Annotated in this window: 10 protein-coding genes and 1 tRNA gene; 10 read left to right on the plus strand and 1 reads right to left on the minus strand. The window is 34.2% G+C overall.

The window, feature by feature from the left end; translation table 11 throughout:
• Window positions 1-1,092, plus strand: coding sequence for a hypothetical protein (locus RTP52_RS04070; RefSeq protein ID WP_312369350.1), 1,092 nt, complete (start codon window positions 1-3; stop codon window positions 1,090-1,092).
• Window positions 1,093-1,242: 150 nt separating this feature from the next.
• Here RTP52_RS04070 and RTP52_RS04075 read toward each other — a convergent pair whose 3' ends face one another.
• On the minus strand, window positions 1,243-1,494 hold the full coding sequence (locus RTP52_RS04075) for a hypothetical protein (RefSeq protein WP_312100367.1): 252 nt from the start codon (window positions 1,492-1,494) through the stop codon (window positions 1,243-1,245).
• 335 nt (window positions 1,495-1,829) lie between these two features.
• On the opposite strand from RTP52_RS04075, the gene RTP52_RS04080 reads away from it, so the two are divergent.
• The 9 genes from RTP52_RS04080 (at window position 1,830) to RTP52_RS04120 (ending at window position 12,941) form a co-directional block, all read left to right on the plus strand.
• Window positions 1,830-3,887: a methyl-accepting chemotaxis protein gene (locus tag RTP52_RS04080; RefSeq protein WP_312369352.1), complete on the plus strand. Its 2,058-nt coding sequence runs from the start codon at window positions 1,830-1,832 to the stop codon at window positions 3,885-3,887.
• Between the two features lie 144 nt (window positions 3,888-4,031).
• Window positions 4,032-4,670 (plus strand): flavodoxin family protein, encoded by a 639-nt coding sequence (locus tag RTP52_RS04085; RefSeq protein WP_312369354.1) that lies wholly within the window; start codon window positions 4,032-4,034, stop codon window positions 4,668-4,670.
• 185 nt (window positions 4,671-4,855) lie between these two features.
• On the plus strand, window positions 4,856-6,034 hold the full coding sequence (locus RTP52_RS04090; RefSeq protein WP_312369356.1) for a cation diffusion facilitator family transporter: 1,179 nt from the start codon (window positions 4,856-4,858) through the stop codon (window positions 6,032-6,034).
• 374 nt (window positions 6,035-6,408) lie between these two features.
• Window positions 6,409-6,480: transfer RNA gene (locus RTP52_RS04095), tRNA-Gln, on the plus strand.
• A 167-nt stretch (window positions 6,481-6,647) separates the two neighbouring features.
• Window positions 6,648-7,358 carry a glucosamine-6-phosphate deaminase gene (gene nagB, locus RTP52_RS04100; protein ID WP_312369358.1) on the plus strand — a complete coding sequence of 237 codons (711 nt, stop codon included), beginning with the start codon at window positions 6,648-6,650 and terminating at the stop codon, window positions 7,356-7,358.
• 14 nt (window positions 7,359-7,372) lie between these two features.
• Complete coding sequence (gene nagA / locus RTP52_RS04105; protein WP_312369359.1) at window positions 7,373-8,506, plus strand: N-acetylglucosamine-6-phosphate deacetylase; 1,134 nt, start codon at window positions 7,373-7,375, stop codon at window positions 8,504-8,506.
• Window positions 8,507-8,848: 342 nt separating this feature from the next.
• Entirely contained in the window at window positions 8,849-11,311 is a 2,463-nt protein-coding gene (locus tag RTP52_RS04110; RefSeq protein WP_312369360.1) for a hypothetical protein, read from the plus strand.
• A gap of 11 nt (window positions 11,312-11,322) precedes the next feature.
• The gene (locus RTP52_RS04115; protein WP_312369362.1) at window positions 11,323-12,207 is read left to right on the plus strand and encodes an ROK family protein; all 885 of its coding nucleotides are present in this window, start codon (window positions 11,323-11,325) and stop codon (window positions 12,205-12,207) included.
• Window positions 12,208-12,221: 14 nt separating this feature from the next.
• On the plus strand, window positions 12,222-12,941 hold the full coding sequence (locus RTP52_RS04120; protein WP_312100376.1) for a GntR family transcriptional regulator: 720 nt from the start codon (window positions 12,222-12,224) through the stop codon (window positions 12,939-12,941).
• Window positions 12,942-12,962: the final 21 nt, after the last annotated feature.

Consider the following 12,962-nt stretch of genomic DNA (forward strand, 5'->3'; position numbering starts at 1 on the left):
ATGAAAAAGAATATAGAAAAAGAAAACAATACTATGATTCAATCTGATTTGATGTCAGACCCTTTCTTTGATTCGTTAAAAAAACAATTAGACGAATCATTAGACCTAGAGAATATTATGGTGAGTGAGGATTTAATCCAGTCCACCTTAAGGGCTATCGAAATAAAGAAAGAGACTGCGTTTCATGAGGATGATAGCGTAACTACAAAGGAAAAAGCAACACTACCGTCAGAGGAAAAAGAGATAATTTCCATTGAGAAACAAAGAGAAGGAAAAAGAGAAGGAAAAAGAGAAGCAAAAAAAGAAGTAAAAAGAGAGAACCAAAGTAAGAACAAGAGAAAAATCATAAAGTATATTGGTACATGGGGTTCCGTAGTTGCAGCAAGTATCCTAATTTTTTATTTGGGAGGACAGGGTTTGTTATCTCAACTTATGGAAGGTAAATCAACATCCATGGAAGATACTAACTTAGGTTCATCAGAATCAGGCAGTGAGGTACGTTTAGGATCTTTGGATAAAGAAGGTTCAAATACCTCCTTTGACACTGTGACACCTATCGAGAGAGATGTTACAACAGGGAGTGAAGAACAAGAGCTTCAAATTGAACTTAAGAAAAATTACGAGCTAGATTCTAATGATAAAGGCCTAGAGGATGAAAAGGTATCTGTAACGAGTCAGGACAGTTTGAGTGATAAAACTGATACAACAATGGAGCCTCAGGCGAATGGATATAATTTGAATCCAGATGGAGGATCAAGAAAAGCTTTTGATTATGCCATGGAAGACATTAACTTATTAAACGACGTCAATACTGTGAAAGTTAATTTGGATAGTAGCGATGAGGAAAAGATTAAAGATATTATGCTCCTTATGCCTTCGAAACATTTGCATCTAACAACAGAAGATCCTGCCCAGAAGATAAAGTATATAATTTCTATCCCATTGACAGAAGAAGATGAGATTGTATATTTCATAAATGATACGGAAGTTCTTATAAAAACCTATGGGAATGAGGGAATAGTAACGTCTACCTCTTATGAGGTCGATCAGGACTATGACTTGATTCAAGACATCGAAAATATATTACAGTAATGATTTAATAAATACAAAGAAGTAAAAAAGGACTATAACGGTTAAGACAAGAAAATTGATCTCATCGTTATAGTCCTTTTCTTATGTTATGAGAGACTATTACCCTCATGTTAGTCCATTATTCAGCTCTGTAGTCTTTTCCTCAGAAGATTATTCTGTTTCATAGGATGATTCTTCGGCTAAAGATTCTGTAGGTTCACTTGTAATGTTGATGGAAACATATTCGCGACTATCATTTGAACTAGAAGAATCTGTCATGTCAAAATCATCTAGGTCATCCTCTAAATCATCAAAATCATCTGGTGTTTCTTTACAGATATATTTTTTGCAAAAATAATATGCACCACATGCAAGAGCACCAATGGATACTACACCTGCAACGAATTTAAAGAATTTTTTCATGGTAGAACTCCTTTCATTTACAAATATCAGTATCTGTCAATTTATATAGTATTTATTCATTATAATTCGGATTTATGAAAAAAGAAAGTAAAAGTTCTATAAATAATAAATTATTCCATTCATGGATGTTTTTTATAATTTGACTTAATAATAATTACTAAAAAAATCGATATTATTATACAAATTATAGTCTATATAAACAAAAATTCACAAGTTTAAACATTGACTATATATGGAAACAAAGGTAAGCTTAAGGAAGAGAATCATTCGCTATAATTTAGTGGGAGAGTTTCGTTATATACAAACGAAAAGGAGCATGGAGGTCAATGAAAAAAATGAAATCTAATAAACATTTTTTTAATTTTAACAGCATTCGTATTAAAGTGTTAGGATCTTATCTATTGTTACTTGGATTAGTTATAACGGTTGGAGTATTATCGTATTGGAATGCATCAAATACCATTATAAAAAACTACAAAAACTCAACAAAGCAGTCCCTAGACCTGCTAAGAGAGCACATTGAGTATGGCTTTGATTCAGTAAAGACAACAGCTGTGGAGTACTTAATGAATCCAGACTTAAACCAATACTTAAGTGGTGGCTATGAATCGGATAATGTTAGGCAAAGTAAATTTTATAATAGTATGAAAACAGAGATATTGACAAAGGCATCTGCAAATCATTTTATCAGTAATATTTACTTCTTTAGTGATACCGTAAATCCTTTATCTACGAATAGAAAATTACCTCTAGGTATGTATTCTTCTTATAAAAACAGTGAACAGGGAAAAACTGTTTTAGAAAGTAGTAATACATATCAATGGGTAAAGGGGACCTCTGTAATTGATGAATCTCTTAAAATAAATAAAGAATCTTATGCGATACGATTGGTAAAAGCGTTTAAAGAAATGGATGCTTTCTTAGCAATTGATATTAAAACGGATGCAATCTTAAATATCATCAATAAAGTTGATGTTGGGGAAAAGGGTTATCTGAGCTTTATCTCCTCAGATGGTATGGAACTTCATCAAGATGGTGATTGGGAAACATTAATAATAGATACTAATTTTTATAACATGGCAAGAGAAGGAGAGATTTTAGAAGGAGAGTTTAAGGAAGTATCTTTTCTTAATAATGACTATATCTTTTTATACGAAATGGTTGGTGATACAAACACTATGGTGTGTACACTGATTCCGAATAGTGAGCTAGTTAGCCAAGCAACAAGTATTAAATATGTTGCTATGAGTGCTATGCTTGTGGCAAGTGTTTTAGTCGTTCTGATTGGAGGTAGCATTTATCATCGGATTAGTGGCTCAATGAAGTACATGATAACAAATATGAGATTAATTGCGGGGGGGCAGATTAATACAAGATTTCAAAGAAAACATAAGGATGAATTTATGGAGCTATCTGGTCATCTAAATAGTATGATGGATGGTATTCATAACCTTTTATTAGAAGTGAAATCCGTGAGTAATCAAGTCTTAACGATGTCTGTAAAAGTTTCAAAGTCTTCCGAGATATTTGCAGAATCATCAAATCAGATTTCTTGTGCTATGAATGATATCGAGGAGGGATTATCGAGTCAGGCAACGGATTCGATATCTTGTATGAATAAGTTAGATGATTTGGCATCTCAGATCGGCTTAGTCGATGATGGAACGAGGAAAATGCAAGATATTGCGGGTAAAACCAAGGAGTCCATACACGAAAGTCTAAGTCAAATGGAAGATTTAAGAGAAAAGGCGACCAAAACAAATCATATTACGCAGACTGTTATTGAATCGATAAAAGAATTACATATTCAATCTAGTGCAATTGGGCAGATTATTAAGACAATCAATGAGATTGCAGATGAAACAACGCTTCTTTCTTTAAATGCTTCCATAGAGGCAGCGAGAGCAGGGGATGCAGGGCGTGGTTTTCTGGTAGTAGCAGAAGAGATTAAAAAGTTAGCAGCACAATCCATTGCAGCTACCGATGAAGTTAGAGTAATCGTTGATAAAATTAACAAAAAAACAATTTCCGCAGTAACAAGTGCAGAACTTGCTGGTGAGACGATAACCTCGCAGGAGCAGGCAGTTCGTAATGCAAAAGGTGCATTTGATGAACTAAAATTGGAAGTTGAGAATTTAATGATTACAATACATAATATATTTGATCAAGTGAACAGGATGCAAAATAGAAAACAAGAATCTTTGACTGATATGGAGAATATATCAGCGGTGATTGAAGAGATCGTTTCTTCTGCTACATCGGTAGGAGAAAAGACCTTAAGTCAGTCAGAAACTGCAAATGGCTTATATAATACTTCAGAAGAGATGGTTCGACAGGCAAACAAGTTAATGAAGACGTTAGAACAGTTTGAAATTGAAGAAAAGAAGATATAGAGTATATGCATTTGCCCAATATGTAATAGTTTCAGTTGCAAAAGCATAGGTTTAGGAGTTAAGATACATAAGATATAAATATTACATAGACTAGAAATTTGTTATTACAAAAAGGCATAAAAAAGCCAGAAAGAGGTTAATCGTATGAAAGTAATACTGGTAAACGGAAGCCCGCATGAAAAGGGATGCACTTATACGGCACTTACGGAAGTATCGAAAACGCTAATAGAAGAAGGAATAGATACTGAAATTTTTTGGTTAGGTACGAAACCAATTGCTGGATGCATTGCTTGTCAAAGCTGTGCCAAAACAGGAGATTGTGTATTCCATGATAAAGTAAACGAGTTTCTTGATTTAGCAGAAGGAGCAGATGGATTTATCTTTGGCTCACCGGTTCATTATGCCGCTGCAAGTGGTGCAATTACTTCTTTTATGGATCGTGTTTTCTACTGTGATTCTTTAGGCAAAGGAAATACAACATTCTATATGAAGCCTGCAGCAGCAGTAATCTCAGCAAGAAGAGCAGGAACTACAGCGACATTTGATCAGCTCATAAAATACTTTACGATTAAAGAGATGCCTGTAGTCTCCTCAAGGTATTGGAATATGGTTCATGGTGTAAAACCGGAGGATGTATTGAAGGATGAAGAGGGTCTATATACAATGCGAGTTCTAGCTAGAAATATGGCTTATCTCTTAAAATGTAAAGAAGCTGGTAGGAAGGCTGGGGTAGAGCTACCAATTCGTGAGAAGGCGGTATTTACTAATTTTATTAGAGAATAGTATTTAGGTTAAGCGGAACGTGGTTGTCTTTTGATAAAGAGGTTACTACGTTCCTTTTGGTTGTCTATAGAAACTACAATTTGGGTATACAATATTATAGGCTACAACGTAGCATACTATAATATTGTATGTTATAATAGTCCTATTCGATTAAGGAAGCGGAATAAAGAAATAGGAGGAGAGTTATGACAAATTTATTAGTAAAGCTATTCGTGAAAAATAGTGAAGATATTCATGAACAAAAAGTACGTACTTCCTATGGAATACTTGCTAGTATTGTCGGAGTTATCTGCAATCTAATTCTGTTTTTATGTAAGTTTACCATCGGACTTTTTATTAATAGTATTTCCGTTACAGCAGATGCTTTTAATAACCTTTCAGACTCAGCATCATCCCTAATTAGTTTGGTGGGAGTAAAACTGGCTAGCAGACCAGCGGATAAAGAGCATCCGTTTGGGCATGGAAGATATGAATATATTTCCGCTCTTATTGTAGCATTCTTTGTATTACAGGTCGGTGTTACATGCTTTAAAAGCTCTGTGAAAAAGATATTGCATCCGGAAAGCACGAAATTTGCCATGATTTCTATTGTTATATTGATGTTATCAATTTTCTTAAAAGCTTGGTTAGCTTTTTTTAATCGAAAGCTTGGAAATCGAATTAATTCTACCGTAATGAAGGCAACAGCAGCAGATGCCCTAGGTGATGTGCTAATTACCTCTGCGACAGTACTTTCTTTATTCATTGGTCATTTTACAGGCTTAAGGGTTGATGGATATATGGGTGTAGCTGTTTCTATATTCGTTCTGATTTCAGGATTTAATATAGCAAAAGATACTCTGGAACCATTGATTGGGCAAGCAATAAATCCAAAATTATATAAGAAGATAGTGAAAAAGGTAATGGAATATCCCTATATTATTGGCACACATGACTTGGTTACACATAATTATGGACCGACTCATACGATGGCAACGATACACTGCGAAGTACCAAATGATATTTCAATGGAAGACGCCCATGAGGTAATTGATAGAATTGAACGGGATATGCTAAGAGATGAAAACATCTTTTTAGTGATTCATATGGATCCGGTTGAGGTCAATAATGAAAAAGTAAAGGAAATTCGGGCTAAGGTAACGAAAAAGGTCAAAGAATTAGATATGAATGCATCGATTCATGATTTTCGAGTGGTCAATGGAGAAAATCAAATTAATCTAATTTTTGATTTAGTATTACCACATCATTATAAGCCAAATGAGGAAGAGGAATTTTTGTTTGATTTACAGGAACGCATTAAAGAACTCGATGAACGCTATCAATGTGTGATTACATTAGAGAATAGCTATATAGCAGAAGATTAATTTCCATAAGCCAATAAAAGTTAACGAAACAAGATGTCTGTTAGGTTTTTAATAAAACATGCTATTAAAGTTATAATATTATGAAAAAAAATTTCAACAAACGTATTACTAACATATATCATAAAGAGTATCTATAAAGAGCATTATCAAGAGACATAACTAAAAAAGTTGTCTCTTGATTAGGTGGTCTTTATCTTTACGAAAGATCGTAAGATACAAGAAGTAATCATTTCCAAATGATGATGGTAAATATGGGAAAATACAGTGGTATAAATTGGTATAAAAAATAAAAAATTAGGACTTGCAAATTATATGTCTATGGGTTATAATATCATTCGTGGCTGACAATTACTAAGTCATGGAAAATAAAATATTGGGCTATCGCCAAACGGTAAGGCACTGGATTCTGATTCCAGCATCTCAAGGTTCGAATCCTTGTAGCCCAGCTTTAATCACCTTGAAAGATTACTTTCAAGGTTTTTTCATTTTTCACTTGCTTTTTCTTTGTTTCAAGCTATAATTAAAGTACATTTGAAAATTATTTTTGTTATTTTTGATTATTCTTGTCATTTTTTGAAAAAAATTTTCAAAATTGTAGATTTGGAGGTTAAATATGAAAGTAATTCATGCAACAAGTTACAGCGACTTGAGTAGAAAGGCCGCAAATATTATATCAGCTCAGGTAATCTTAAAACCAAATAGTGTATTAGGGCTTGCTACTGGATCTACACCAATCGGTACATACAAACAATTAATCGAGTGGTATAACAAAGGAGATATCGATTTCTCAAGTACTATTTCCGTTAATTTAGATGAATATATTGGATTAGAACCAACGAGTGAACAAAGTTATCGCTATTTTATGAATGAAAATTTATTCCGTCATATTAACATTCCACAAGAAAATACAAATGTTCCAAGTGGATTGGCAGAAGATATGGAAGCAGAGTGTTTGAATTATGATGCTTTAATTACAGATCTTGGCGGTATTGATTTACAGTTACTAGGTATTGGACACAATGGCCACATTGGATTTAATGAGCCTGACGATGCATTCGAAAAGACGACCCATATTGTATCTTTAGGTGAGTCAACAATTAAGGCTAACGCAAGATTCTTTGAAGACATTAATGAAGTACCAACTAAGGCGATTACAATGGGAATAAAGTCCATTATGCAAGCCAAAAAGGTTCTTTTAATTGCCAATGGACCAGATAAAAAAGACATCATTGAAAAAGCATTATATGGACCGGTAACTCCAAGTGTACCAGCATCTATTCTTCAGCTACATCCGGATTTAACTGTTATCTGTTGTTTTGAATAGAAAGAAGGTGGCCTATGATATTTCGACATGGTGAAGTTTTTATTAATGGAAAGTTTGAACGAAAAGATATTCTTGTAGAAGATGGTTTTGTAAAAGAAATATCAGACACAATCACAGGAAATGAAAATGAAGTAGACTGCACTGGACTACGCATTGTACCTGGATTCTTTGATATTCATACACATGGTTGTTTATCTTATGATTTTTCTAAATCAAATCCAGCAGAAATCAAAGAGATGTGTGAGTATTATGCAAAGCATGGTGTAACCTCAATACTTGCTACAACTATGACAAATGAGGAAAATCAGTATCACCGGGCAATGGTTTATATAAAAGAGGTCATGGATGGTCAAAAAGAGCACTCAGATACGAAAGAAGCTTCCATTGAAGGAATTAATATGGAAGGACCTTTCTTTGGCATAGAAAAGAAGGGGGCTCATGATCCTCAGTACTTAAGAAGAATTTCTCAGGACTTATTTGATGAATATAATGAATTGTCAGGAAATGCAATTCGTTTGGTAGATATTGATCCAACCTTAGATGGAGCTTTGGAATTTATTCAAAGAAACAAAGAGTTCTTTACGATATCGTTAGCGCATACAATGAGTACCTTTGATCAAGCAGAAGCTGCAGCGAAAGCGGGTGCAACTCATGTGACTCATTTATTTAATGCAATGAGACCGTTGTTACATCGCGAACCAGGTCTAGTAGGTGCAGTAAGTGAGTTTGGCTTAAATGCAGAAATTATCTGTGATGGAATTCATATTCATCCAGCAGTAGTAAAACTGATGTTTAAAGCAGTACCAGAACAAATGATTTTAATCTCAGACTCAATTAATCCAACTGGTTTACCAGATGGAGAATATGTTGCAGGAGGATTACCAATCACAGTAAAGGATCATAAAGCATTCTTAAAAGATGGCACTCTTGCTGGTTCTACCATAACACTATTTGATGCAGTGAAGAATGCAGTATCATTTGGCATTCCTATTGAGGAAGCAATTCTAAGCGCTAGTTACTATCCTGCAAAATCTCTTCATTTAGAAGATACAGTGGGAAGTATTGGTGTGGGAAGAAAAGCAGATTTACTACTTGTAGATGGTGATTTTAATTTAAAACAAGTTTATGTAAGAGGAAATGAGATTTAATTTTATAACTTATATAGAAATTAATATACGAAATAAAAGAGGAGCCCATATTTGAATGGAGCTCCTCTTTTGCGTGCACCTAGCGTGGGCGCAATCTAGCGGACGAATGTATCAATCATGCCAATTTTTTAAATTTTATAAGTTCCTGAATATTGTTGGGATTGTATCTAATTATTCGGCAATTTCAATACATTTACGATGTTTGTTAAGATAAAATAGCTAATGTAATAGAAAAAAAATCTTCAAATTCACGAAAAAAATATAGTGGATAGGAATGAAAAAAGATCTGTGATATGATTAAGTTGAAATGTTATAACATTACAACAAAAGGAGAGGAAGACAATGGAGCTTAAAAGAAAATGGAAAATATATTTAATGCATCATTCTCACACAGATATTGGATATACTGAGAGGCAAGATAAAATTGCAACGTATCATGTGGATTTTATGAAACAAGCTATTGACATACTACATGAAATTCATGAATCCAATAGTGAAGAATATAAAGGATTTGTGTGGCAATGTGAAAATCATTGGCAGGTTGAAAATTTCTATCAGTGTGCATCAGAGCAATACATACGGGATTTTGAGAACTATGTAAAATCAGGCGAAATAGGGTTATCAGGTAACTATTTAAATATGACAGAATTAGTTGGTGAGGAGGTACTAAACTCTAGAATAGCAAAGGCAAAGAAATATGGGGAAGAACGAAACATCCCAATCAGCAGTGGAATGAGTGCAGATATTAACGGGTATGCATGGGGATATGTAGATGCCCTTTACGAAAATGGTATTAAGAACCTTTACTCCTGCTTACATCCTCACCATGGAATGTTCCCACTGTATAAAAAAATGATTCCTTTTTTCTGGGAAAGCCCAAAAGGAAATAAGATTTTAATTTGGAGTGGTGAACATTATAATTTTGGAAACGAACTTCAATTTGCGCCAAATGCTGGTAGTACATATATGCTCAATGATGAAATAGGGAAGCAAATAAGGGAGCGTTCTGTATATAATACAAGTCAAGAAAAAACGGAAGAAGAAGAGCTTTCTATTTTAGAAATACGTTTGAAGCGTTATTTAGAAAATTTAGAGAAAGAAAACTATCCTTTTGATTTTGTGCCAGTTATGGTATCCGGTGCAATTACTGACAATTCACCTCCAAGCAAGGAGATTGCAAAAAGAGTGAATCTACTAAATCAAAAGTATGAGGGAAAAATAACATTTCAAATGGCAACTCTTGATACATTTTTTCAATGTGTAAGAGAATATGAGAAAGATATTCCTACTTATAAGGGAGACTGGAATGACTGGTGGGCAGATGGGGTTGGTTCCACTCCGGGTCCGGTTAAGATATATAAAAATGCCCAAAGAAAACTGAATTTATGCAAGAAACTGGATAAAGAAACCGATCTTGGAGATCTAGAATTAGTAGAAAAGGCATCAGAAAATCTAATGCTTTATGCAGAGCACACATGGGGTTATTCCTCTTCTATATCTGAGCCATGGGAAACATTAGTTGGAGAGCTTGAGATGAAAAAAACTGCTTACGCAATTAATGGAAATACCTATGCTTCAAAAAATCTAGACAAGATTTTGGCTAAGAAGGGCGAAGTATCCATTAAGAACTTCCGACCTCAGCATTTTAGAGTAATCAATCCACATGAGATACCTCTAAGAACAAAAGCAGTTATCTATGTGGAATTATGGGAGTACTTAGATGGAGTTTCTTTTGGGCTTGATGTGCCTTTTGAAGTAGTTGATTCAATAACAGGAAAGGTGCTACCATCCCAAGTGGTGCGAATCCCAAGAGCATTTGAAATAGAAGTCATGGTATCCTTAGAGGCAAAAGAAGAGAGAGAGCTTTCTATTCGCAGAATAAAGCCAAAAGAAATAACGATAAAAAATCATGCCCATATTGGTGCTGAAGGCATTGAAGATATTATCTTGTCCAATACATATGAAGAAAGCACTAGAAAAGTTGAAACGAACGATTTTATAATTCAATTTTCACTGAAGAAGGGAATTGAAAAAATTATTAACAAAGCTACCAATGAAAATATAGTAAGAGATATGGATATTGCACCTTTTTCCGGGATATACGAGATAACACCAATAAAAGGAGATTTTTGTGATACCAGAAGAAGAATGGGAAGAAATCGAAAAGCAGAGTCTACGAAGAGATACTATAGTTTCCTTACGGATATTGGAGTAGTAGAGAATGGAGAGGTATTTATTGCTCTTAGACTAGACTATCAACTAGAAGGTACCGGAACGTATTCCGTATTTTTAAAAATATATAAACAAATGCCTCAAATTGATGCTATGGTCCGTATTCATAAACATAGTATATGGGAACCAGAAAATCTTTATGTAGCACTTCCGTTTACAACCAATGAAAATGAATCAACTTATGTTGATAAAACAGGATGTATTATTCGTCCCGGTATTGACCAGTTACCTGGAAGCAATAAAGAATTTTACCTTATTCAAAATGGAATTGTGCTCCATGGTGAAAAGTCGAATGTTATTATTAGTATTAAAGATGCACCATTAATAACTTTTGGAGATTTAGAAAGTAAACCAATCGAATTATGTACCGGTGAAGATGTGGATTATAATAGAGAAACACCGTACTCTTGGATTATGAACAACTATTGGGAAACTAATTTTAAAGCGGATCTTGGAGGGTTCTATGAATTTGCTTACTCCATCCTTGTAACAGAAAATGAGACGCCAAAAGAATCTTTTATAAAATGTGAAGCTACCAACGAAGGTGTTTTAGGATTTTATATAGACAAGTAAGAGGATAAAAGATGAAATATTATGTTATGTTTGATGTGGGTGGAACACAGATTAAGGCTGGAATTCTGAATGAGAAGGGGGAATTATATAAAAATGAAATTTATTCCTACCCTTCAAGAGCAACAGAGCCCAAGGAAATCATCTTTTCAAATTTTAAAGAAATAATTATAGAGTTAGAAAAGACTATAGAAGATGAGGCGTATGTCATCTCAGGAATAGGAATGGCGTTTCCTGGACCTTTTGATTATGAAAAAGGGATAAGCAAAATAAGAGGATTGGATAAATATGATGCTATATATAACCTTAGGATAGAAGATGAAATTTGTAGTATTTATCCCAAGCTTAAAAATTGTCCATTTCGTTTTCTTCATGATGTGGAAGGGTTTGCCTTAGGGATTTGTAACGGACTATCCCTCTCTTCAGAAGTCAAATTAATGCACTTGTGTATAGGAACAGGTGCAGGTTCTGCTTTTACAAGAGGGAAAAAAGTTTTAAAACAAGCAGAGTATGGTATGCCTCAGAATGGATGGATTTATGATGCGCCATTTAAAGATGGAAGGATAGATGATTATATTTCCGTTAGAGGACTGGAGGCGCTGGCAGTTCAGCACTGTAAGAAGTCTATGGATGGGGCAGAGTTGTTTTTACTGGCGGAAAGTAATAACGAAGCAGCAAAAGAAGCCTTTCTGGAATTTGGGAAAAACATAGAAGATGCAATCCGTGAGTATCTTATAAAATTTCAGCCAGATGGATTAATTTTTGCTGGGCAAATCTCAAAAAGCTTTTCTTATTTCGGAAAAGCCTTAGAAGAGTATTGTAGAAAATTAAACATAAAAATATACTTAGAAGTTAACACATCAAAAAAGATTATAGAAGGACTATATACAGCATTTTAGGAAGGGTGACCGATATGTTGGATCGCAAAAGAGGAGCAGTGCCGCTATATCGTCAATTGGAAAAACGGATAAGGGAGCAAATTGAGGATGGGGAATATTTAAAAGGGGATATTTTTCTCACGGAGAAACAATTGCAGGAAATGTACGATGTTAGTCGTGTCACTGTAAGACAAGCCATTAGCAATTTAGTCAATGATGGATATTTAGATTGCCACCGTGGAATTGGTACAATTGTAGTTTTTAAAAAGATTGATGAAAACTTAAAACGTGTCATAAGTTTTTCAGAGGAAATGAAACAACAAGGTACAACGATGGAAACCAGTTATTGTGTATTCTCCGAAGAAAAAGCTAGCAAACTTGTCTCACTAAACCTAGGTATTAAAGAACAGGAAAAATGTTATAAATTAGTCCGGGTTCGATGTGTAAAGAATACCCCGATTGTATATTCCATAACCTATTTAAATGGAAATCGTGAATATCCTTTGCATAATGAATTGTATAAAAACTCCTTATATCAATTATTGAAAGAAGAGTATGGCGTTCAAATCGTAAAAGGACAGGATACTCTAGAAGCGGTAAGCGCAAGCAATGAAATCAGTGAAATGCTTCAAATTAAAGAAACTATGCCCGTGTTTAAACGAACCAGAAAAACCGTTGATAATCAAAATGAAATTATTGAATATACGATTTGCTACTATCCGGGAGATAAATATAAGTATTCCGTGGAGTTATAGCTAAATAATACAAGGAAGGAT

The organism is Lachnoclostridium sp., assembly GCF_031997925.1.
Taxonomy (GTDB): Bacteria; Bacillota; Clostridia; order Lachnospirales; family Lachnospiraceae; genus Lachnoclostridium.

What these genes read in the sequence shown, in the direction of transcription:
- RTP52_RS04090 (WP_312369356.1), top strand. Translation starts at nt 4,856, where the DNA reads ATGACAAATTTATTAGTAAAGCTATTCGTGAAAAATAGTGAAGATATT.
- nagA (WP_312369359.1), top strand. Translation starts at nt 7,373, where the DNA reads ATGATATTTCGACATGGTGAAGTTTTTATTAATGGAAAGTTTGAACGA.
- RTP52_RS04080 (WP_312369352.1), top strand. Translation starts at nt 1,830, where the DNA reads ATGAAATCTAATAAACATTTTTTTAATTTTAACAGCATTCGTATTAAA.
- RTP52_RS04110 (WP_312369360.1), top strand. Translation starts at nt 8,849, where the DNA reads ATGGAGCTTAAAAGAAAATGGAAAATATATTTAATGCATCATTCTCAC.
- RTP52_RS04070 (WP_312369350.1), top strand. Translation starts at nt 1, where the DNA reads ATGAAAAAGAATATAGAAAAAGAAAACAATACTATGATTCAATCTGAT.
- RTP52_RS04120 (WP_312100376.1), top strand. Translation starts at nt 12,222, where the DNA reads ATGTTGGATCGCAAAAGAGGAGCAGTGCCGCTATATCGTCAATTGGAA.
- nagB (WP_312369358.1), top strand. Translation starts at nt 6,648, where the DNA reads ATGAAAGTAATTCATGCAACAAGTTACAGCGACTTGAGTAGAAAGGCC.
- RTP52_RS04115 (WP_312369362.1), top strand. Translation starts at nt 11,323, where the DNA reads ATGAAATATTATGTTATGTTTGATGTGGGTGGAACACAGATTAAGGCT.
- RTP52_RS04075 (WP_312100367.1), bottom strand. Translation starts at nt 1,494, where the DNA reads ATGAAAAAATTCTTTAAATTCGTTGCAGGTGTAGTATCCATTGGTGCT.
- RTP52_RS04085 (WP_312369354.1), top strand. Translation starts at nt 4,032, where the DNA reads ATGAAAGTAATACTGGTAAACGGAAGCCCGCATGAAAAGGGATGCACT.